The 22,836-nt window shown below is 48.8% G+C and carries 11 protein-coding genes, 1 rRNA gene and 1 other annotated feature; of the genes, 11 read left to right on the forward strand and 1 reads right to left on the reverse strand.

The window, feature by feature from the left end; translation table 11 throughout:
* The 10 genes from BT127_RS12775 to BT127_RS12820 all read left to right on the forward strand — a co-directional run.
* Nucleotides 1–1,444: leucine-rich repeat domain-containing protein (locus BT127_RS12775; RefSeq protein WP_175541970.1), on the forward strand; the 1,444-nt coding region annotated here is incomplete at its 5' end.
* The gene (sfsA, locus tag BT127_RS12780; protein ID WP_075425369.1) at nt 1,441–2,139 is read left to right on the forward strand and encodes a DNA/RNA nuclease SfsA; all 699 of its coding nucleotides are present in this window, start codon (nt 1,441–1,443) and stop codon (nt 2,137–2,139) included. The genes BT127_RS12775 and sfsA, both read left to right, overlap by 4 nt.
* A 289-nt stretch (nt 2,140–2,428) precedes the next feature.
* Nucleotides 2,429–2,687 (forward strand) — a binding site (T-box leader).
* A gap of 66 nt (nt 2,688–2,753) precedes the next feature.
* Nucleotides 2,754–4,127, forward strand: coding sequence for an asparagine--tRNA ligase (gene asnS, locus BT127_RS12785; RefSeq protein WP_075425370.1), 1,374 nt, complete (start codon nt 2,754–2,756; stop codon nt 4,125–4,127).
* A 215-nt stretch (nt 4,128–4,342) separates the two neighbouring features.
* The gene (gene asnA, locus BT127_RS12790; RefSeq protein WP_075425371.1) at nt 4,343–5,353 is read left to right on the forward strand and encodes an aspartate--ammonia ligase; all 1,011 of its coding nucleotides are present in this window, start codon (nt 4,343–4,345) and stop codon (nt 5,351–5,353) included.
* A gap of 361 nt (nt 5,354–5,714) precedes the next feature.
* On the forward strand, nt 5,715–11,513 hold the full coding sequence (gene proA, locus BT127_RS12795; protein ID WP_075425372.1) for an anti-phage protein ProA: 5,799 nt from the start codon (nt 5,715–5,717) through the stop codon (nt 11,511–11,513).
* A gap of 13 nt (nt 11,514–11,526) precedes the next feature.
* The gene (locus BT127_RS12800; RefSeq protein WP_075425373.1) at nt 11,527–12,876 is read left to right on the forward strand and encodes a MurT ligase domain-containing protein; all 1,350 of its coding nucleotides are present in this window, start codon (nt 11,527–11,529) and stop codon (nt 12,874–12,876) included.
* Nucleotides 12,863–13,606 carry a type 1 glutamine amidotransferase gene (locus BT127_RS12805; protein WP_075425374.1) on the forward strand — a complete coding sequence of 248 codons (744 nt, stop codon included), beginning with the start codon at nt 12,863–12,865 and terminating at the stop codon, nt 13,604–13,606. Before BT127_RS12800 ends, BT127_RS12805 begins: the two co-directional genes overlap by 14 nt.
* Before the next feature lie 44 nt (nt 13,607–13,650).
* Nucleotides 13,651–14,955 (forward strand): GH25 family lysozyme, encoded by a 1,305-nt coding sequence (locus BT127_RS12810; RefSeq protein ID WP_075425375.1) that lies wholly within the window; start codon nt 13,651–13,653, stop codon nt 14,953–14,955.
* 289 nt (nt 14,956–15,244) lie between these two features.
* Entirely contained in the window at nt 15,245–16,777 is a 1,533-nt protein-coding gene (locus tag BT127_RS12815; RefSeq protein ID WP_082335042.1) for an oligosaccharide flippase family protein, read from the forward strand.
* Between the two features lie 117 nt (nt 16,778–16,894).
* Nucleotides 16,895–18,976 (forward strand): elongation factor G, encoded by a 2,082-nt coding sequence (locus BT127_RS12820; protein ID WP_075425377.1) that lies wholly within the window; start codon nt 16,895–16,897, stop codon nt 18,974–18,976.
* A 319-nt stretch (nt 18,977–19,295) separates the two neighbouring features.
* On the opposite strand, the gene BT127_RS12825 is transcribed toward BT127_RS12820, so the two are convergent.
* Complete coding sequence (locus tag BT127_RS12825) at nt 19,296–22,013, reverse strand: glycoside hydrolase family 9 protein (RefSeq protein ID WP_075425378.1); 2,718 nt, start codon at nt 22,011–22,013, stop codon at nt 19,296–19,298.
* 669 nt (nt 22,014–22,682) lie between these two features.
* Here BT127_RS12825 and BT127_RS12830 point away from each other — a divergent pair.
* Nucleotides 22,683–22,836: ribosomal RNA gene (locus tag BT127_RS12830) — 16S ribosomal RNA — on the forward strand; the annotation flags it as partial.

Consider the following 22,836-nt stretch of genomic DNA (forward strand, 5'->3'; position numbering starts at 1 on the left):
CAAGCCTGCGGAAAAGACTGTCCCCAAGTCCGAACAGAAGCCGCAGTCTAAACAGGAAGAAAAGCCTGTAGAGAAGACTGCGCCCAAGTCCGAGCAGAAGCCGCAGTCCAAACAGGAGGCAAAGCCTGCGGAGAAGACTGTCCCCAAGTCCGAACCGAAACAGCAGCCTAAACAGGAAAGCAAGCCTTCGGAGAAGACTGTCCCCAAGTCCGAACCGAAACAGCAGCCTAAACAGGAAAGCAAGCCTGTTGATAAAACTGCGCCCAAGTCCGAACCGAAACAGCAGTCCAAGCAGGAAAACAAGCCTGCGGAAAAGGCTGCGTCCAAGTCCGAGCAGAAACAGCAGTCCAAGCAGGAAGAGAAGCCTGTAGAGAAGACTGCCCCCAAGTCCGAACCGAAACAGCAGTCAAAGCAGGAAAGCAAGCCTGTGGAAAAGACTGCACCTAAGTCCGAACCGAAACAGCAGTCAAAGCAGGAAAACAAGCCTGCGGAGAAGACTGCGCCCAAGTCCGAAGCGGACAAAAAACAGCGGAAACCTACAGAGGAAGAGCTTACCGCTATCCTCAAAGAGGATAATTTAGAGTTCGATGAGTCTATCGAGATAGACGATATCAATAACATGGCAGTCGGCAAAAACGGACTGCTGATAAAGTACATAGGTACTACCGAGGTCGTTACGATACCCGACAGCATCGTTACTATCGGCAAGTATGCCTTCCGCGGAAACGAATCGGCAAAGAAGATAATCATGTCCGACAGCGTTAAGACCGTGGATAAGTTCGCCTTTGCACACTGCACTCACCTTGAAGAGATAGTTTTCTCCAAAAACCTCGAAACTATCGGCGATAACGCCTTCCTGAAGTGTACCCACCTCGGCGAAGTCAACTTCCCTGATTCACTGCGTTCACTGGGAAAAGGCGCATTCGGCAGATGCAGTTCGATACGCAAGGTCATTTTCCCGAGCAAGATAAAGCGTATAAGCGACCTCTGCTTCTTTGCTTGCAGGAACCTTAACCGCGTTATCATCTCGAACCCTGTTGAGGTCATCGGAAATGCGGCGTTCTCGGAGTGCTACGGACTTAAAAAGATAGTCATTTCCGATTCTGTTACGACTATCGGCGAAAGTGCGTTCGCATGGTGCAGGAATCTTGAGGAGGTAACTATCCCTCCGACTGTTAAGGCTGTAGGAAGCTGGGCGTTCTATGCCTGCCAGAATCTGATAGATATAACTCTCAGCCTTAAGACCAAGGACATCCGTGATGATGCATTCAGCGGATGCGACAGCGTTGTGAACGTTATAATTACCGAAATGGAGGATCCGAATGCTCCTATCGAGGCATTCAAGAAGGGCAATAAAATGATAATCAGGATCCTCAAACAGATAAACAGGAAGAAAGCGGAGCGCTACGCCCGCGAACACAACATCAGCACATTTTTCCTATGAGATACAGAAAAGTTATTCCGGGACGGTTCATCAGCCGTCCCGATCGGTTTACAGCGATAGTTTTGGTCGGCGGAAGCGAAGAAATGGTACATGTAAAGAATACGGGCAGGTGCAGGGAGCTTCTTCTGCCCGATGCGTCTGTATACCTTGCGGAAGCCGATAACCCCGACCGCAGGACTCGTTATGACCTTATCGCCGTGGAGAAGGTCCTTGATGACGGCAGTAAAATACTGATAAATATGGACTCTCAGGCACCTAACAAGGCGGCAGGGGAGTGGCTCAGGTCGGGCGGACTCTTTGGTGAAGGGGCATCTGTACGCAGTGAGGTGCGCTACAGGGATTCACGGTTCGATTTCTATATCGAACAGGGCGAAAGGCGGATTTTCCTTGAAGTCAAGGGCGTCACTCTCGAACGGGAGGGCGTTGCCATGTTCCCCGATGCGCCCACTGAAAGAGGACTTAAGCACGTAAGGGAGCTTGCGGAGTGCATAAACGAAGGCTATGAGGCATATGTCCTGTTCGTGATACAGATGAAGGGGATGCACCTGTTCCGTCCGAACAACGCAACTCATCCGCAGTTCGGCGAGGCGCTTGCAGAAGCACAGCGCAGGGGAGTCAACATAGCTGCATATGATTGTATAGTTGAACCTGATTCAATGACAATAGATTCATCGGTTGATGTATTGCTGGATTAATATTACACGGAAATAGCATTTTCTTTGCTATTTATTACTACCGGTCGGGCTGAGAATTTGCGGTATGAAGCGAATCATGACGCGAATAAGCGGGGTGCAGGGAGTAGCTCACTCCCTGCCGGAGTCCGGAGGCAGCGCCTCCGGTGGGGTGTGGGGCAAAGCCCCACTATCCGAAAAGCGCCCTGCAAGAGAGAGCGTTCCCTTATGACGTCTACAGAACATGATCCGCGGAGCAATAATATTAAAAAAACACTTGACATTCCCGGAAAGGCGTGATAGAATAATAACATGAAATGCAACGACGGAGAGAAGTAGCATGAAAGATCGTTCTCAGAGAGTGCGGAAAAGGTGAGAGCCGCATAGCAGAGTTCATGTGAATAACACTCCCGAGCAGTTAACCGAACAGCTCAAAAGCTCAGTAGGGGCGCCGTTTTCTGCACGTTACAGCAGACAAGAGTGATCGCTTTTGTTCGGAGGACTTACAGTCCCGATCCTGCATCAGCGGTAATGTCAGGTGGCACCACGGGTATTATTCTCCCGTCCTGTTTATTCAGGGCGGGAGTTTTTGTTTTATCCGTTCTGATAAAAAAATTATTACGAAGGGAAAGATCATTATGAAGCACATCGATGTAAAAGAGATCATAACATCAAAGGAGTACGTCGAAAAGACAGTTACAGTCTGCGGCTGGGTGCGTACTTCAAGAAACTCAAAGTTCGTTGCCTTTGTTGAGGTAAACGACGGAACTTCACTGAAAAACGTTCAGGTAGTTGTTGACAAGGGCGGCTGTCCTGACTACAAGGAGCCGAGAGTCGGCACTTCATTAAAGGTTACCGGTAAAGTAGTTGAAGGCAGAAACAATACCTGCGAGATATGCACCGAACCCAGAAATATCGAGATATTCGGCGATGCTCCAACAGATTATCCGCTCCAGAAGAAGGGACATACACTGGAATTCCTCCGTACTATCCCTCACCTCAGAGGCAGAACGAATACTTTCAATGCAGTTATGAGAGTACGTTCCGTACTTGCTGCCGCAATACACGAATACTTCCAGAGCAATAACTACGTTTACGTAAATACTCCCCTCATCACAGGAAGCGACTGCGAGGGCGCAGGTGAGATGTTCCAGGTAACAACTATCGGTTACAATAACGAGTATAAGGATGCCGAGTCTTACTACGCAGACGATTTCTTCGGCAAGAAGGCAGGACTCAGCGTATCAGGTCAGCTTGAAGGCGAAATGGCTGCAACAGCTATGGGAAAGATATACACATTCGGACCTTCATTCCGTGCCGAGAACTCCAACACTCCTAAGCACCTTGCTGAATTCTGGCACATCGAACCCGAGGTTGCTTTTGCAGAGCTCGATGACGTTATCGAGATAGCAGAGAGCATGGTGAAGTACGTTATCGGCAAGCTCCTTGAAAAGTGTCCCGACGAGATAGCATTCTTTGATGCACACTTTGAAAAGGGACTCAAAGCACGTCTTGAAGAGCTTATCTCTCACGAGTTCGGCAGAGTTACCTACACAGAAGCTATCGAGCTCCTTAAAAAGTCGGGTGAGGACTTCGTTTACCCTGTAGAATGGGGCTGCGACCTCCAGACAGAGCACGAGAGATACCTCTCAGAGAAGGTGTTCAAGAAGGCTGTATTCGTTACAGACTATCCAAAGGAGATAAAGTCCTTCTACATGAAGCAGAATGCAGACGGCAAGACTGTTGCCGCAGTTGACCTTCTTGTTCCCGGAGTAGGTGAGATAATCGGAGGAAGTGAGCGTGAGGCTGACTACGATAAGCTCGTTGCAGCAATGAAGGAAAGAGACATGAACCTCGACCTCTATGCTGATTACCTCGACCTCCGCAAGTACGGAACAGTACCTCACGGCGGATTCGGTCTCGGCTTCGAGAGACTCATCATGTATACAACAGGTATGGCTAATATCCGTGATGTTATCCTCTTCCCGAGAACTGTAGGTTCTATCCGATAATCAGATGAAGATGGTATCCTATCAAAAAAATAATCAAGAAAACTCTTGACAATTATGCAATTCGGGTGTATAATAATTGCATAAGAAGAACAAAGGTGTTCCGTTCCTGTTAAGAGGTCGGAACACCTTTTGCCTTTATTAGTTAAGCTCAGAAGGCATCAATGGCGCTGCCATCTGTTCTAAATATCAATAATCCAGAAAGGAAAGTGATTTATATGTCAAGATCACTGTACATCCCCGAGGGCTACAAGTCAGCTCTCACACTGAGAGAAACCCAGCATGCGATCAAGTATATCAAGGATATCTTCCAGCAGGCACTCTCATTTGCTCTTACTCTTGACCGCGTATCTGCTCCGCTTATCGTAAGAAAGGGCAGCGGTATCAACGACGACCTTAACGGCGTTGAGCGCAAGGTCGATTTCACTATCAAGGAAATAGACGGCGAGGGCGAAGTAGTACAGTCCCTGGCTAAATGGAAGCGTATGGCACTCTACCGCTACGGCTACAATGTCGGCGAGGGCATCTACACCGATATGAACGCTATCCGCCGTGATGACGATACAGACAACATCCACTCTATCTTCGTTGACCAGTGGGACTGGGAAAAGGTTATAAGCCGTGAACAGCGCAGCATACAGTTCCTTAAGGATACAGTAAAGTCCGTAGTCAAGGCAGTTGCCTACACAAAGCGCAAGGTCGGACTCCGCTATCCTCAGCTTGCAGGTGAGATATGTGACGAGCCTTACTTCATCACAACTCAGGAGCTTGAAGATATGTACCCCGACAAGACAGGTCACGAGCGTGAAAGACTCATAACCAAAGAGCATAAGACCGTATTCCTTATGGGTATCGGCGGAAAGCTTTCAAGCGGCGAAAAGCACGACGGACGCGCTCCCGACTATGATGACTGGTCACTGAACGGCGATATCCTTGTATGGAACGAGGTTCTTGACGATTCTCTGGAGATATCCTCAATGGGTATCCGTGTTGATGCCGATTCACTTAAGGCACAGCTTGCAGAGTGCGGCGCAGAGGACAGGATGCAGTACAAGTATCACCAGATGATAGCTGACGGTACACTTCCCCTTACAATAGGCGGCGGTATCGGACAGTCAAGACTCTGTATGCTGCTTCTCGAAAAGGCTCATATCGGCGAGGTTCAGTCCTCAATATGGCCTGATGATATGATAGAGAAGTGCGCCGAGAACGGTATTACACTGCTTTGATGAGTACATCAGTGATGTTCTTGTCGTATTGATATATAAGTCTTTATGTGATTATCAGGGGAATCTTTTTGATGAGAGATTTCCCTGATTTTTTTCTGAGCTTTTACTTTGAATTTTCAGTCTTACAGGGTACCCGAATAAATCTGACGGTTTAATGATACTGTGAGTGAGTACCCTGTAAGGCTGAAAATCTGGGGCAGAAAGCTTTAGGAAAGGAGTTTGAGAAAGAACCATTTTTCAAAAGGATTTTCCTCAAATAATCCATATAATTTTTGCAAAAAATATTGTAAAATCTGCTCGGATATGGTATTATTAATAATAGTACCATTTTTTTAGCCCCAATGGGCGGAAGGAGCAGGATATGGATAACATGATCACCTTCGGCGGATGCATGACAGCTCAGATCAACTTTGCTATGCAGCAGAATTATGTGCCTGTTTTCCGCAGCATCACAATGACCAATATTACCGATTCCACTATCGATGATGTTCATATAAGAGTCAGGTTCGAGCCTGAATTTGCAAATGTTTTCGAGTCGGCGGCAGTTACCCTGCCTCCCTCACAGCCTGTAGAGATAGCTCCCGTGAATATAGTCATGTCTGCGGACTACCTCTTCTCGCTTACGGAAAAACTCGTTGGAAGCGTTACCATAGAAGCGCTGAAAGGCGACGAGGTAATCGCATCTGAGGTAAGGTCCATAGAGCTTCTCGCCTACGATCAGTGGACAGGTGTGAACTTCATGCCCGAAACTGCGGCGGCTTTCATTACTCCGAACCACCCGAAGGTGCAGGAGATAATATCAAAGGCAAGCCTTTTCCTTCAGAAGTGGACGGGCGATCCTGCTTTCACGGGATATCAGTCCCGCAACGCAAATATAGTAAAACAGCAGATGGGAGCGATATATGCGGCTCTTCAGGCGGAGAACATCGCCTACACCATGCCCCCTGCAAGCTATGAAACAGCTCAGCGCATACGAACTCCCGATGCAGTTCTCGAAGGCAAGGCAGGCACCTGTCTCGACCTTACTGTGCTTTACTGCACCTGCCTTGAAAATATCGGTCTCAATCCACTTATCTGCCTCGTCAGGGGACACGCTTTCGCAGGATGCTGGCTCAGCAACGAGACCTTCCCCGACTGTCTGCAATACGATGTATCTGCCATAACAAAGCGCATTGCAAAGGGCATAAATGCCATCAGCCTTGTGGAGTGTACGGAATTCGTTGCAGGCAGGAGCGTTGATTTCGACGATTCCGAGTCACATGCGGCAGCTTATCTTTCCGATCCTGCGGAATTCTTATTTGCAATAGACGTTATCCGCACCCGTTCAAGCGGAATACGTCCCATGCCTTCCCGTGTAGCAGAGGGAGGAAGCTTCAAGGCAGTGGACTACGGCGAGCGCAAGCGCAAGGAGATAACCGATGCGCCTAACGAAATAGATATCATAGGCGATGTGGTACCGGACGCAGAACCAAAAGAGGTCACAAAGCAGATGATATGGGAGAGAAAGCTCCTTGACCTCAGTCTCAGGAACAGCCTTCTGAACTTCCGTCCCACATCTTCAAGCGTACAGCTCATGATAACCGATATGGGAGTTCTCGAGGACGAGATAGCCAACGGTGAAGAATTCAGGATAATGCCTGTTCCGAACGATATGAGCCTTGAGGTCTCGGACAGCAAGATATTCGAGCTTGAAAACGATAAGGAGCACATTTCTGCAATAGCGGAATCAGAGTTCAAGAGCAGAAGGATACGCACATTCCTTTCCGAGTCCGAGCTGGACAAGATAATGAAGAAGCTTGTCCGCATGGCGAAGGTCAGCATCGAGGAAAACGGTGCAAACACCATATACATCGCAATGGGATTCCTCCGCTGGTACGAAACGGACAAGAGCGACAAGGCAAGATATGCTCCTCTCGTGCTTGTGCCTGTTGACATAATCCGCAAGGTACAGGACAAGTCCTACTCCATAAAAGTACGTGACGAGGACACACAGGTGAATATCACGATGCTGGAGATGCTCAGGCAGTTCTTCGGCATAAACATAAACGGTCTCGATCCTGTTCCCGAGGACGAGAACGGCGTGAACCTACAGCTCATCTTCAACACCATCCGTCAGGGGATAATGGCTAAGAACCGCTGGGATATCGAGGAATACGCCTTCGTGGGACAGTTCTCCTTCACCCGATTCATAATGTGGAACGACATCCGCAACCGTGCCGACGAGCTTGCAAAGAACAAGGTAGTTGCGAGCCTTATCTCGGGCAAGACCGAGTGGGAAGGCGAAAACATCGACATGTCGCCCCTTTCGCTGGATAACAAAATTGCTCCAACCGATCTGGCTGTACCTGTTGCGGCGGATTCTTCACAGCTTGCGGCGGTATATGCGGCTAATTCGGGCAACAGCTTCGTACTTCACGGACCTCCCGGTTCGGGAAAATCCCAGACCATCACAAACATGATAGCAAACGCTCTCCACCACGGCAAGACCGTCCTTTTCGTAGCCGAGAAAATGGCTGCGCTGGAGGTAGTTGAGAAGCGTCTGAATAAAATAGGACTCGGTCCCTTCTGTCTGGAGCTCCACTCCAACAAGGCGCAGAAACGTGCCGTACTGAAACAGCTTGAAGAGACTCTCAACGTAGGCAAGGTGAAAGAGCCGGGAGAGTACAAGGCTCAGGCGGACAAGATAAGCGAACTCAGGGCAGAACTGAACGGCACTATGGAGGAGATACACAAGGTAAGAAGCTACGGCATGTCCCTCTACGATGCGGCAGTAAGATACGAGCAGTCAAAGGAATACGGCGGAAAATTCAGCTTCAGCAGGTCCCAGCTGGACCTTATGAACGAGACCACCTACAGCGGCTGGAAGGGACAGCTTGAAAGTCTCGCCGCAGCAGGTGCAGAGTTCGGGGACGTTACCTCAACTCCGCTGAAATACTGCCGTCTTACAGAGTGTACCCCCGAAACAAGGGACGCTGTTGCGGCGGCTCTTGACGAGTTCAAGGGCAACGTGGCTTCGGCAAGCGGACATACCACGGAGCTCTGCGGCATAACAGGTTCGGACAAGCTCAGCCTTTCACAGTGCATGGCGGTATCGGAGATACTGACCGATGCTCTCGGCGACGGATACATCCTTCCGCAGGTCGTAAGCGGCGGCGACTGGGATATTCGCAGAGAACAGGCTGATAAGCTCATCGAGAGCGGACGGGGACTTAAGGAAGTCAGGGGAGAGGTCCTTGACAAGTTCGAGAATACCGTCCTTGCATACGACGTAAACGGCGCACTTGTCAACTGGAAGACGGCACAGAGCAAATGGTTCCTGCCGAAGTTTTTCAAAACCAAAAAGCTGGTGAAGGAGCTTGCGGCTCACGCAAAGGCTTCGGGGACTGTCACAAAGGACAACATCGCAGAGCATTACGTCAAGCTGAACCGACTCGGCGAGCTGAGCAATGTGATAAAGAACGCTCCCACGGAGCTTACAGGCATATTCGGTGCCATATGGAACGGTGAGGAGACCGACTGGGATATGGCTTCCCGTGCAGTTGAACTTTCACAGGGACTCCGCGATAAGCTGAACGCTTCCACCCTTGCTCCCGAGGCAAAGAAAAAGCTTGCGGAGTATGTAACTCAGCACTTCGGAACCCCTTCGGACAAGCAGTCCAACAAGTCGGCTGTTGAGAAACTGACTGAGGATAACGGACGTCTCGGCAGGACAGTTGAGACGCTTTCAGAGAAGTTCCGCATAGACTGCGATGCCTTCACTCAGGGCGAAAACTGGGCAGAGGACGCTGTAACTGCGGCTGACGGCATTATTTCCGCACTTCCGCAGCTCAAGGAGTGGACCGGTATAGTCACACTCAGCGAGAAGCTCAACGAAATGGGCATCGGCAATGTTGCGGATAACTACCTCAGCGGCAAGGTAAAGACCTCGGAGCTTATAAGCTCATTTGACAGCGACCTTTGCCGTGCGCTGGTAACAGACACTATCTCCACGGTACCTGCACTTGCGAAGTTCCAGGGTGCGCTCTTTGAGGAGACCATAAGAAAATACGGTGAGGTACTTGACAAGTTCTCAACACTTACCATAAACGAGCTTGTGGCAGAGCTTTCGGCTAAGATACCGACTCCCGGCTCGTCCGCAGCAAGCTCCGAGATAGGAATACTCCAGAAGGCGATAAAGAGCAACGGACGCATGATGTCCATACGCAAGCTCTTCGACAGCATACCGAACCTCCTCCGCAGGATGTGTCCCGTAATGCTCATGAGTCCTATCTCGGTTGCACAGTACATCGATCCTTCCTATCCGAAGTTCGACCTTGTTATCTTCGACGAGGCTTCACAGCTTCCTACCTGCGAGGCAGTGGGCGCTATCGCACGAGGCGAGAACGTTATAGTCGTAGGCGATCCGAAACAGCTTCCGCCTACAAGCTTCTTCTCGTCCAACCAGACCGATGAGGAGAACTACGAAAAAGAGGACCTTGAAAGCGTACTGGATGACTGTCTTGCACTTTCTATGCCGCAGCAGCATCTTCTCTGGCATTACCGTTCAAGACACGAGAGCCTTATTGCCTACAGCAATGCGAAATACTACGAGAACAAGCTGTTCACGTTCCCGTCTCCCGATGACAGGAAGTCAATGGTCAGCTGGGTACACGTTGACGGCTATTACGACAAGAGCTCCACACGTACAAACAAGGCGGAGGCAAAGGCTATCGTTGAAGAGATCGCCCGCCGTCTTGAAGATCCGCAGCTCAGAAAGCAGAGCATCGGCGTAGTAACATTCAGCCTTCCTCAGCAGAACCTTGTGGACGATATGCTCACAGATGCCTTCCGTGAGCGTCCCGAGCTTGAAACATGGGCAAACGAGCAGTATGAACCGATACTCATCAAGAACCTCGAAAACGTTCAGGGTGATGAGCGTGACGTTATCCTCTTCTCTATCGGCTACGGTCCCGACAAGGAGGGCAAGGTGTCAATGAACTTCGGTCCTCTTAACCGTGACGGCGGCTGGAGACGTCTCAACGTTGCTATCTCACGTTCAAAGTGCGAGATGATAGTATTCTCTGTTATAACTCCCGATATGATAGACCTTTCAAGAACACGTTCGGACGGCGTTGAAGGTCTTAAGGGATTCCTTGAATTTGCGGCAAAGGGCAGAAGTGCTCTGGCAATAAAGGGTAATACCGCTTCAGGCGGAAACGGCTTCGAGTCCGTTGTGGCTGAGGAGCTGAAAAAGCGCGGCTACAGCGCAGATACACTGGTCGGATGCTCCAACTATAAGGTGGACGTTGCAGTGGTCAACCCCGACGATCCCGAGAAGTACATACTGGGAATAAACTGCGGCGGAAAGTCCAACTATATCAACGGGACCTCAAAGGACAGACATATCTCCCAGGCGGGAGTTCTTGAGGGACTTGGCTGGAACGTCATGAACGTGTACATCCTCGACTGGCTGGACAACAAGGAAAAGACCGTCAAGAAAATAGAGGACGCTGTTGCAGAAGCACTCGAAAGATACCGCCACCCCGAAACTGCCCCGAAGGCTGAGGAAAAACCAAAGCAGGAGCTTGTTTTCGAGAAGGAGGAGGTAAGTGAGCTTTCGGACCTCTGCGACAAATATGTGCCATTCAAGGTGAAGTCCTACGGAAAGTCTACAACATTCACCGATGCGAACAGTGCGAAGATATTAGCCTGTGTAAGGGATATACTACAGGCGGAAGCGCCCATAAGCAGGAACGCTCTGACCAAGAAGGTCTACGCCTGCTTCGATGTGCCGAGGGCATCAGCTTCCTCAAAGAAGCTTGTTGAAGATGCTGTAAGCAGGTCGGGAGCAAAGATCACTTCCGCAGGCGAGAACGAGTTCTTATGGCTTGCGGAACAGAGTCCCGAGCGCTTTGACAAATGCAGAGCGGTTTGCTCTGACGAGAATAAAAGGAATATGGACGATATCGCTCCCGAGGAGACAGCTGTTGGAATAAAGCTAATCATGTCCCGTCAGGTTTCCATGACGAGAGAGGACCTTATCCGTGAAACTGCTCATCTTTTCGGCTTTGCGAGGGTAAGTCCCACTATCGAGACAGCTGTCTCACTGGGAATACGTTCCGCAAAGAACAGCGGATATATAGACCTCAGCGAGGACGGCAGAGTTTCATATTCAGAATGATAGGAGAATAATTTTGAACAGATTACTGATCATTATCGGAAAGATCATAGTTGGCGTACTCAGGCTTCTGGGACGCAATGCAGGCAACCTTCCGGGTATCGTGCTGTGGCACCTTACCCGCGGGAAGTGCTGTAAGATGTTTAAGGTGGATTGCCCGATAATCGCTGTAACAGGAACCAACGGCAAGACATCTGTTACCAACTGCATCGCTCAGCTCTTTGAACAGAGCGGCAAAAAAATAATCATCAACAAAGAGGGCAACAACCTCGATACGGGTATATGCTCCCTGCTGCTCCGCCACTGCGATATGTCGGGAAAGGTGGATGCGGACTACCTGATACTCGAAACGGACGAATCACATGTACCCGTTGTATACTCACAGCAGAAGCTTGAAACACTGGTGGTGCTGAATTTCTTCCGTGACCAGCTCGACCGCAACGGCGAAATGGAAACTCTCATACAGAAGATAAACGGTTTCTGCAAGACCTTCAGCGGCAACCTCATCCTCAACGGCGACGATCCGAATACCGCTCGTCTCGGAAGGGCGAACCCCGATAACAAGAACGTGAAATACTTCCACGCAGAGCCATATGCCTTTGCCACAAAGGAGATATTCGAGGCTTCCGAGGGACGCTTCTGTCCCTTCTGCGGCGAAGCGCTGGAGTACGACTACTATCAGTACTCCCACATAGGAAAGTTCCGCTGCAATAACTGCGGATTCGGTAATAACGAGCCGTATATGACCGCAAAGGACATCGACCTTGAAAAGCCTGTTTTCACTGCGGACGGTCATGAGTATTCTCCGAAGCTCAACAGCATCTACAACGTATACAACATGACCGCTGTTGCATCTGCGGCAAAGCTCTACAATATCAGCAGTGAGGTGACAGAGAACGTCATAAACAACTACACAGTCAACAACGGCAGAATGGAAAGCTTCATGCTCGGGGACAGACATGCAACTCTCAACCTTGCAAAGAATCCCGTCGGAGCGAATATGACTCTCCGTGTAATGAACGAGATGCAGGGCGAAAAGGAGCTTCTCTTCGTCCTTAACGACAACGTTGCGGACGGTCTGGACGTTTCATGGATATGGGATATCAATTTCAGCATTTTCGAGCGTGTAACGAGAGTTGTTACCTCGGGTACAAGAGCATATGATATTGCAGTAAGGATAAAGTGTTCGGGCTACGATGCTTCAAAGATAGTGGTCAAGCCGGACCTTGACGAGGCTGTTGAGGAGCTTGCACGTACAGAGGGCAGGAAGTTCGTTATTGCGAACTACACGGCAGTTCAGCCGACAAGAAGCGCTCTTAAGCGCTACATCGAAAAGCACGGAGGTGAGCATAATGAAAACGGTTAAGATACTTCATATGTATGCGGATATGCTCGACCTCTACGGCGACAGCGGCAACATGGAGGTCATAGGCTACAGATGCAGGATGCGGGGGATAGACTGTCAGGTGGATACCTACTCTATCGACAGCGAAATGCCTGACTTTGCATCATACGACCTTATCTACATCGGCGGCGGTGCGGACCTCGAACAGCAGCACATCTCCGCTGACCTTCTGAAATGCAGGGAGGGCATAAAGAAAGCCTATGAATCGGGAACTTTCCTGTTCCTTATCTGCGGAGGCTACCAGCTTATGGGAAAGTACTACCGTGATGCCGACGGAAATGACATCCCCGGACTCGGACTCTTCGACTACTTCACTGTTGCACCTGACAGCAGAAAGCTCCGCTGTATAGGCAATATCGTCATAAGGACGACTTTTACGGGCGAGACCGTGGATATGGTCGGATTCGAGAATCACGGCGGACAGACTCAGGGAGTAAAAACTCCCCTTGGTGAAGTCCTCTGCGGAAACGGCAATTGCAGTAAGAGCAAGTATGAGGGATACTTCGAGAAAAACGTCATTGCGACCTACTCTCACGGTCCCTGCCTTTCCAAGAATCCCGAGATAGCAGACTACATGATAAGCTATTGCGTGAACAGAGGTTCCGATGAAAAGACCGAGCTGAAAAAGCTTGACGATACACTTGAAAAACAGTGCAGACAGGTAATGCTTGACAGACTTCTCAGCAAGTGATAATAGCATAAAACGAACAAAATACACGAAACAAAGAGGATTATATGAAAAGGATCATTATTGGATTGATTTTTGCGGCAGGCTGTATGCTTCCGGGATGCTCGGGAAGAACAGTGCCTGCGGACACTTCAACAGATGCGGCGGTCACTTCGGCTACCTCCACATCTTCCACAACTTCGACCGCAACAACTACAGCGGTATCAACTGCCACGGTAACAACCACAACAGTACCGAAGGATCCCCCTGATTCGGTGAAGCTCCAGCCACTTGAAAATGTGGAGGTCTACAGCCATGTTTCCTACAAGGAGCTTTTCCCCGATACGAACGTCAAGCTAAAGGACGAGGGAAAAGAAGCGGACACCTCCGATCTCGGCGAAAAGACCATAAAGGTCGCTTTTGAGTACGAGGGCGGAAGCTACGAAAAGGAAGTTAAGTACAACGTAGTCGATACAACTCCGCCCCTTGTGATAAACTCGGGCTGGGAACCCTATGCGAAGCAGGGCGAGCCTTTCGACCTGGGAAAGATTGTGGGATTTGCGGATAACTACGATAAGGCTCCCGTACTTACATACGAGGGCGACGTAAATACAGATGAGGTGGGACACTACCCCGTCAAGGCGATAGTTACCGATTCTTCGGGCAACAGAACGGACTGGGATCTGGAAGTTCTCGTGCTCAGCGAGATACCGAAGCCTGCGGACAATAATGCCCGTGTGGACTTTGCGGACTTCAAGGCTGCCAACAGCTACGAGAATTCAAGATTCGGCATCGATGTATCGGCATGGCAGACCAACGTGGACTACAATGCGGTAAAGGAAGCAGGAGTGGAGTTCGTAATAATGCGAATGGGTTACTACTACAGCGAGGTCAAGCTTGATGACTACTACCACAGGAACATGCAGGAAGCTACTGCGGCAGGTCTTGACGTTGGAGTGTACTTCTACACAACAGACAACACCGAAGAAAAAGTCCGCGAACACGCTCGCTGGATAGTTGAGACTCTCGACGGCAGAAAGCCCTATTTCCCGATAGCTTTCGACTGGGAGGAGTGGTCCAATTTCCAGAAATACGGCATGAGCCTTCACGACCTGAACAATATATTTGAAGCCTTCTGCGACGAGCTTGAAAAGGCAGGCTACAAGGGAATGCTCTACAGCAGCAAGAACTTCCTTGACAACGTGTGGGAGAACCGCAGGAATCGTCCCGTATGGCTTGCTCACTATGTGGACGAGACCAACTACAGCGGCGACTATGCAATATGGCAGGCAAGCGCATACGGCAGAATGGCAGGTATAGACGGCGACGTCGACATGAATATACAGTTCATGGACGAACCGCTTGATAAATAATGTATAAGAGCTATGTTTTTATTGGGAGGAACTCTTTTGAGAAGGGTTTCTCTCAATTTCTTTTTAAAGCCTTCACTTTAAATTTTCAGCCTTACAGGGTACTCATGTAAACTACCGTTTTAGTAATACTATGAGAGAGTACCCTGTAAGGCTGAAAATTTGGGGCAGAAAGTCTTTGGAAGGGGGCTTGGGGGAGAACCTTTCCTCAGAAAGGTTTCCCCCGAAAAAGAAGTTCATCTTTTATTCTTCTCCTTCATATGATTAAGAAACAGGATATGGAGGAATAATGATGATAAAGAATAAAATAGTCAGGGATACTCTGCTGCTGACCGTTATGCAGCTTCTTCTTGACACAGCATCTCTGTTCATGAACGCTTTTATAACTCGCAGACTCGGTGCGGAGGCAATAGGTATCCTATCCCTTATGGGTTCGTTTCTCGGACTTGCAGGGATAATCTCCAACGGCAACGCATTTCTGTGTACCAGTAGGCTGATTTCGGAGGAAACAGGCAGGAAAAACGGTTCTCCCGAAGGTGTACTTGCTCACGGAATAAAGCTTTGCCTGTTGCTGAGTGGGATCGTTTCGGCTGTACTCGTGTTTAGTGCCGAACCTCTCAGCAGTCGGTTTTTCAGCGGTGCGGACATGGCGGCATCCGTGAGACTGATGCCTGCCGCACTTATTGCAGGGGCAGTCTCCGCCTGCCTTAAGGGTTACTTCAACGCCATGAGAAGAGCAGGTATAGCTGCGGCTGCGGACATAGTTGATTTTGCGGTAAGGTCTGCTGTGATAATGACGATGACTCTTGTGGTCGGAGCCTGTTCCGAGGGCGACATCTGCCGTACACTTATAATATCCATTATCTCGGGAAACACGGCTTCACTTCTGTTTCTTGCGGCAGCCTTTCTTAAGCTCCGCAGTCCTTCATCGGGCAGGAGTACTCTGACCATGAGGGACTACGCGAAGCTTGCCTTCCCCATAATGGGCGGCGGACTTCTCACAGCAGTCCTCAGCAGCACGAACGATGCACTTATTCCTGCCTGTCTGCGTCAGTACGGCGATTCAACTGCGGACGCCCTGAGTCTTTTCGGTATCTTTGAAGCGATAGTCATACCTGCATTGTTTTTTCCGTCGGTGGTACTCTGTTCGGTCTCGGGACTGATAGTCAGCGAGTCCGCAAGGGCTTCGGCAGGGGGCAACAGCGGACGTATACGCTCCATGACTGCAAAGATAGTGGAATACACGATGCTCTATTCGGTATTTGCTTCGGCGGTACTGATGCGCTTCGGAGGGATGATAGGCGCTGTAATGGGCGGCGGAGAGCTTGGCGGCAGTATGATACGTTATATCGCACCTGTAGTGCCCTTTATCTACATGGAGATAGTTCTCGAAGCGATGATAAAGGGAATGGGGATGCAGTCCTTTTCGTCGCTGAATTATCTTGCGGAGTACGTTATAAGGATATCGGCGGTGCTGATACTTGTACCCCGTATCGGTTTTTACGGCATAGCAGTTTCCTACTACGCAAGCAATATTTTCGGCAACGTTATGCGTCTTGTGAAGGTACTCAGGGCAGGCGGAGTACCCCTTCGTCCCGTCAGGACGGTACTGCTTCCCGGGGCATATGCATTCCTTACTCTCAACGGAGCGGAGCTGCTTGTGAGGACCTTCGGAACGGGGTGCAATTTGTTAACCGAGGCTATCGCAGTATTGACAGTCTGGATAATGCTCTACGGAGCAATAATCATACTCAGAGTAAATAACAAAACAAAAAAGCCAAATAGTAATGTTTTTGATGTACAAAATAAACAATTATACACGTGAAGAGTGATAGGATATGTAGAAAAAAGTGTAAAAGTATTGCAATTTATTCTTAATTAATATATAATTATACCTGTAGTTTACGATACTGCAAAGAATTTTATAAGGGAGTTATCAATAATGAAAGAATATGCTGTTAGTAAAATAAAAAACATTGCATTTGCAGGTCATAACGGCTCGGGTAAGACCTCTTTGGCAGAGGCACTGCTCTATAAGGCAGGAGCATCCGACCGTCTTGGAAAGACTGCTGACGGAACAACAGTCTGCGACTATGATCCTGAAGAGATCAAGAGAAGTATTTCTATAAGCACTTCACTTGCATCTTTTGAATATAACGATTATAAGGTAAACCTTCTCGATACACCGGGCCTGTTCGACTTTGCGGCTGAGATGATCGAGGGTATTCGTGCATCAGATACAGTTATGATAACAGTTTCAGCTAAGTCAGGCGTTAAGGTAGGCGCACGCAAGGCTTACGACGAGGCTGTAAAGCAGGGCAAGTCCAAAATGTTCGTGGTTACAAAGATAGACGATAAGGACGCTAACTTCTTCAACGTTCTCACAGAGCTCAAGACAGTTTTCGGTCCTACAGTATGCCCTGTAGTAGTACCCGTTATCAGTAACGGACAGATCGTTTCTTACGTAAACCTTATTGAGATGAAGGCTTACAAGTACGACGGCAAGGGAAATGCGGTTGAAATAGATATGCCTACAGCTGAGATCTCGGAGAAGTTCGAGTATCGTATCGAGGGACTTATCGCAGCTGTTTCAGAGGCTGTTGCCGAGACTTCGGATGAGCTTATGGAGAAATTCTTCGAGGGCGAAGCTTTCACTCAGAAGGAACTCATCGACGGTATCCACGACGGTATGAACAAGGGTATCATCACACCTGTTGTTTGTACTTCCGCAACAGAGCTTGCAGGTATCGATATGCTCCTTAAGGAGATAGAGCTTCTTCTCCCTGCACCTAACGAGGTAGCAGTTGCAGTTGCAGAGACTCCTTCTGGAGATGCAGTTGAAGTTGCATGCGAGGCTGCTGATCCGATGTCTGCATATATCTTCAAGACTATCGCCGATCCGTTCGTAGGAAAGATGTCCTTTATAAGAGTAATGTCAGGTACTCTTAAGGCAAACAGTGATGTATTCAACTCAAAGACCGGCTCGAATGAAAAGGTCGGAAAGCTCTATTCACTCTGCGGAAAAAAGCAGACAGAGATATCAAGCGCAAGTGCAGGAGATATAGTTGCAGCTTCAAAGATCACAGCTAATACAGGAGACACTCTCTGTGATGCTTCAAGACCTGTTATCTTCGCTCCTATGGAGTTCCCGCATCCGTGCTACTCAATGGCTGTAAAGGCTAAGGCTCAGGGCGACGAGGCTAAGATCTCTTCAAGTATGCAGAGAATAACAGAGGAAGACCCCACTCTTACTTATATACAGGATGAAAATACAAAGGAACAGATACTCAGCGGACTCGGTGAACAGCACCTTGAAGTTGCCGCTGCAAAGCTCAAAGGCAAGTTCGGTGCCGACGTCAACCTCACAGTGCCTAAGATAGCTTACAAGGAGACTATCCGCAAGAAGGTAAAGGTTGAAGGCAAGCACAAGAAGCAGTCAGGCGGACATGGTCAGTACGGTCATGTATGGATCGAGTTCGAGCCTTGTGTAAGCGACGAGCTCGTATTCGAGGAGAAGGTATTCGGAGGCGCAGTTCCGAAGAACTACTTCCCCGCAGTTCAGAAGGGACTCGAAGATTCAGTCAAGAAGGGCGTACTCGCAGGATGCCCTGTAGTAGGACTCAAGGCAATACTGGTGGACGGTTCATACCACCCTGTAGACTCTTCCGAAATGGCGTTCAAGACAGCCGCTTCACTTGCATACAAGGAGGGACTCCGTCAGGCAGATCCTGTAATGCTTGAACCGATAGGCGAGCTTAACGTTACAGCTCCGGACGAGAACACAGGTGATATCATGGGCGAGCTCAACAAGCGCCGCGGCAGAGTTCTCGGAATGGAGCCTGCTGGAAACGGCAATACAGTTATTACAGCAGAGGTTCCGATGAGAGAGATGCACGACTTTGCAATGTATCTTCGCCAGACAACAAGAGGCATGGGAAGCTTCACATTTGAATTCCTGAGATACGAGCAGTTACCTGCAAATCTCCTTGCAGATGTTATCGCATCAGTAGGCACAGAAGAATAAAAATAAGGGAGGATGCACCGCGCATCCTCCTTTCAGTTTGTAAAAAAATGGGTTCATCAGGGAACGCCCTGCAAGTGAGGGCGCTTTGTGTAATGTGGGACTCTGTCCCACACCCTGCCAAAGGCTCTGCCTTTGGAATCCGCTAAAGGGATGGTATCCCTTTAGAATCCCCGAATTAATGATTTCAGGCTATGTAGACAAGCTGAGGAGGAGGTATTATGCGTCCTCCTTTTATGTACTGTCGGTGACAGATAAAACAATGCCCCGAGGCGCTATAGAAACGCTTCGGGGCTGTTCTTATGTTATTCTGTATCAGTCATTATTCCTTTACAGGAAGTGCGCTGATAACCTTAGCATCAAGCTTCTGGATAGCAAGTGCATCGTTAGCTGTAACGCCGTCGCCGGGGTTATAGCAGTCTGCATTGAGCTTAGCCTGATCTGTGAGAGGATACTTCTTTTCGTTAGCTACATACTGAAGAACGAGGAGAGCATCAGCAAGCTCAGCTTCGCCGTCTTCATTAGCATCACCGAAAATAGTTTTTCCTGACTGACCTGAAGCGTTTATGCCCGGTGTATTTCCCGGAGTTACATCAGCAGAAGAATTAGCTGTTGTAGTTACAGGAGTTGTAACAACAGGCTTTGTAGCAACTGGCTTTGTAGTAGCAGGCTTTGTTGAAGCCGGCTTTGTAGCAACTTCCTTTTCCTCGGGCTTTGTTCCGTCAGGCTCTATACCGCCAACGAGAACGCCGTTATCGTAAACGCAGATGTAATCGCAGCGCTCCTCAGGCGGATCGTCAACTGCGAAGAAGTCTGTCTTCTTGCCGAGCTTAAGGTGCTCATAGCTGTAGTCGTTTGTAGGATCCCACTTATAAACTATATATGCATGAGTCTCAGGATCTGTATAGCCCTTTCCGTAGAAACCTACAGAGAACTGGCTCTTCTTGCCTGAGTTAACGATTGTGCAGTCTTCCCATGAAAGCTCTACATAGTAGATGCTGTCGGAATTCTTGTACTTCTGTATAGGACTTACAGTACACTTAGCGCCCTCGATCTCCATTTCGGACTGATCGTAAAGCTTCTTTGTCTCGATTATAGAAGGATCTGAGACCTCTGAAGCATCGATGAAGTATCTTACAGTGAGGTTCTTTGAAGGAGTAGTCTCACCTGAGAGGACCTTAAGTGAAACCTCAACAGCACCTGTACCGTCATCGTTGCGGCTGTCGATACCGCAAGCTTCGACCCAGTAGCCGCTGCCGCCTTCGCCGCCTGCGCCGCCGCCGTAAACTCTCTTCTCGTCCTCAGGAGGGAAGTTAGGAGTTACAGCCATGTCGGGAGTGCCGTAGAAAGCATAGAGACCGGCTGCTGCGCCAGGGAGACAAGCGTTGTAGTCGATAGTAACTTCGTTTTCAACCCAGTCCTTAGTTGCGTCGTCGTGACCGTCGCTTCCGTCAGGACCGCCTGCGAGAGCACCCCAGAGGATGTGTCTCTGCTCACGAGCATCTTCAGCCATAAGAAGACCTGAAGCTGCACGGTGGTGAGGATTCTTTACAGCATTGTCGTTATAACCAACGATGAATGCTCTTGGACCGTGAGTACCGTTTCTTCCTGCGAGAACAGCGTACTTTGGTTCTTCCTTGTAAGTGATATCATTGTCGCCGAGAACGTAGTTCATCTGCTTCTTAGCCCATTCAGCCCACTCGCCGGGTTTACCGTCGTTGGTATACTTATCGTGAACGAGGCATATCATCTGCATTGCAGTATTGTAACGGCAGCTTCCCCACTGGTTGAGGTAAGCGAAACCGCCCTTTGTTTCAAGAGCCTGCCATGTCTTAAGGCACTTGCCGACGCAGTCGTTATCCCAGAAGTTATCGAAAACGTACTGGTTCTTGCCCTGTGCGTCTCTTACCTTCTGAACGAGGTCGAGCTCAGGGTGTTCCTGGTTTATAACAGCCCACATAACGCCTGCACCGCTCCACATATCGTTCCAGCAGTAGCACCAGCCTGAAGGAGCATAGTAATCGAAGATCTTAACAGCGTAATCGAAAGCGCTTGCATCTTCTGTAGCCTTATACATCCATGCAGCAGCCCAGCAGTAGTCGTCTTCCCACTTGGATGAGCCGTAGAATGCTCCCGGACCGTCAGCGTTATCGGAAAGAAGCTTTGTAGAATCGCCGATCTTGTCGATAGCCTCGTTAGTGAAATCCCAGAGAGCCTTAGCGTACTTAAGTGATTTTGCAGCATACTCCGGATCTGAATCCTTGAAGTTGAGGTAGTTGATAGCCAGTGAAGCACAAGCTGAAACAGCGTAGTCTATCTGAGGCTTATCAGCAGTAAGGAAGAAAGCAGGACGAGGCATAGTATCTACCTCAGGGCTGTTCCAGATAGCGTGGTCGATATTACCTTCGCCGACCTGATAACAGTGAGCGATGACCTTTCCGCTTTCATCGAGGAAAGTACATTTCATGAGGTAGTCATTGAAATGACGGAGAATAGTCTCCATGTGGTCATCCTGTTCGAGCTTCTTGAAAACATCGCCGAATTCGTAATAATCCCAGCCGAGAGTAGCAGCGGTATAGTTTTCAGGCATACCGAACTCAACGTGGTCGCCGGCATCGTGGAAACCGCCTGCAACGTCGATAGTGCCGTCGCCGTCGGGATCGAGAACATCAGCGTATTGTTTCAGGAATGACGGATCGAGGTTTGTACCGCCCTTGCTTGATGCAGTTGTAAGGCCGTCCCATTTTACCATAGGAACGTGTGCATCGTAGGTATGGCAGTTGCCTCTCCATGAAAGGCGTGAGTCGTTGTCAACAGTATCACCGCACATATTTGCGTCATAGAAGTAAAGTGAATACTGAAGAGCACGGGCGTAATCGATGTCGAGTCCTGAGTCGTCGACTATCTCGCTGATAGGAGCAGAGAACTGAACCTCTTCATCAGCGGTTTCGGCAGCATTTGCAGGAGCAAATGAAGCCATGGAAGTTGCCGCAGTAGCTAAGCCGAGAGCAGCAGCAACCCATTTTTTGCGGTTAAACATAGGTTATCCCTCCATTAGCAATTGAAATTAAGCTGATTTAAGCGCAAGTTAAGTGCCGTAACTCGGCAAACCAACTTTAATATTAACCTTTGTACTTACATAATACCATATATAATAAAGAAATACAAGTCAAAAATAGCTATTTTTATACTAATAATGTAATAGGGCAGGAATTATGCGGACGGGAATAAAAACGAGTACAGCAATTTGAACAATAAATATACGGTGCTATAGGGAAAGTTTCTATTTGACAAAGTGAGGAAAGCATGATATAATAATAAAGCTGTCGAACGAGGGAGCGAGTGAAAGAGGAAAGACTTCGGGAGAAGTTTGAAAGAAAATTTCCGAAAAGCACTTGACAAACGAGTTTGAAAGTGATATAATATTAAAGCTGCTTTCAGAGAGCAGTACACAACAAAAACTTTTTTGAAAAAACTTTGAAAAAGTACTTGACAAAGAGTTCGAGTTGTGATATAATATTAAAGCTGTCCCATGAGGGAGAGCGAACAGCATCTTGAAAATTAAACAATGCAAGAAAAAGTAACGACCCTTGAGATTCCTTTGCTGAGAAAGCAAAGAAATAGTCAAGCAAAGACTTTAAAACGCAGTAATAACGCAAGCGTTATTGAACAGGATTGATTTTAAGTCCGAAAGGATTTAATATACAACTTTATAAAGAGTTTGATCCTGGCTCAGGACGAACGCTGGCGGCACGCTTAACACATGCAAGTCGAACGGAGAATATTTGGTTTACTGAGTATTCTTAGTGGCGGACGGGTGAGTAACACGTGAGCAACCTGCCTTTGAGAGAGGGATAGCTTCT

Source organism: Ruminococcus sp. XPD3002 (genome assembly GCA_900119535.1).
Classification (GTDB): domain Bacteria; phylum Bacillota; class Clostridia; order Oscillospirales; family Ruminococcaceae; genus Ruminococcus; species Ruminococcus flavefaciens_H.

Bases quoted from the DNA above. Each gene is read 5' to 3' on its own strand.
- sfsA (WP_075425369.1), top strand. From the start codon at position 1,441: ATGAGATACAGAAAAGTTATTCCGGGACGGTTCATCAGCCGTCCCGAT.
- asnS (WP_075425370.1), top strand. From the start codon at position 2,754: ATGAAGCACATCGATGTAAAAGAGATCATAACATCAAAGGAGTACGTC.
- asnA (WP_075425371.1), top strand. From the start codon at position 4,343: ATGTCAAGATCACTGTACATCCCCGAGGGCTACAAGTCAGCTCTCACA.
- proA (WP_075425372.1), top strand. From the start codon at position 5,715: ATGGATAACATGATCACCTTCGGCGGATGCATGACAGCTCAGATCAAC.
- BT127_RS12805 (WP_075425374.1), top strand. From the start codon at position 12,863: ATGAAAACGGTTAAGATACTTCATATGTATGCGGATATGCTCGACCTC.
- BT127_RS12810 (WP_075425375.1), top strand. From the start codon at position 13,651: ATGAAAAGGATCATTATTGGATTGATTTTTGCGGCAGGCTGTATGCTT.
- BT127_RS12815 (WP_082335042.1), top strand. From the start codon at position 15,245: ATGATAAAGAATAAAATAGTCAGGGATACTCTGCTGCTGACCGTTATG.
- BT127_RS12820 (WP_075425377.1), top strand. From the start codon at position 16,895: ATGAAAGAATATGCTGTTAGTAAAATAAAAAACATTGCATTTGCAGGT.
- BT127_RS12825 (WP_075425378.1), bottom strand. From the start codon at position 22,013: ATGTTTAACCGCAAAAAATGGGTTGCTGCTGCTCTCGGCTTAGCTACT.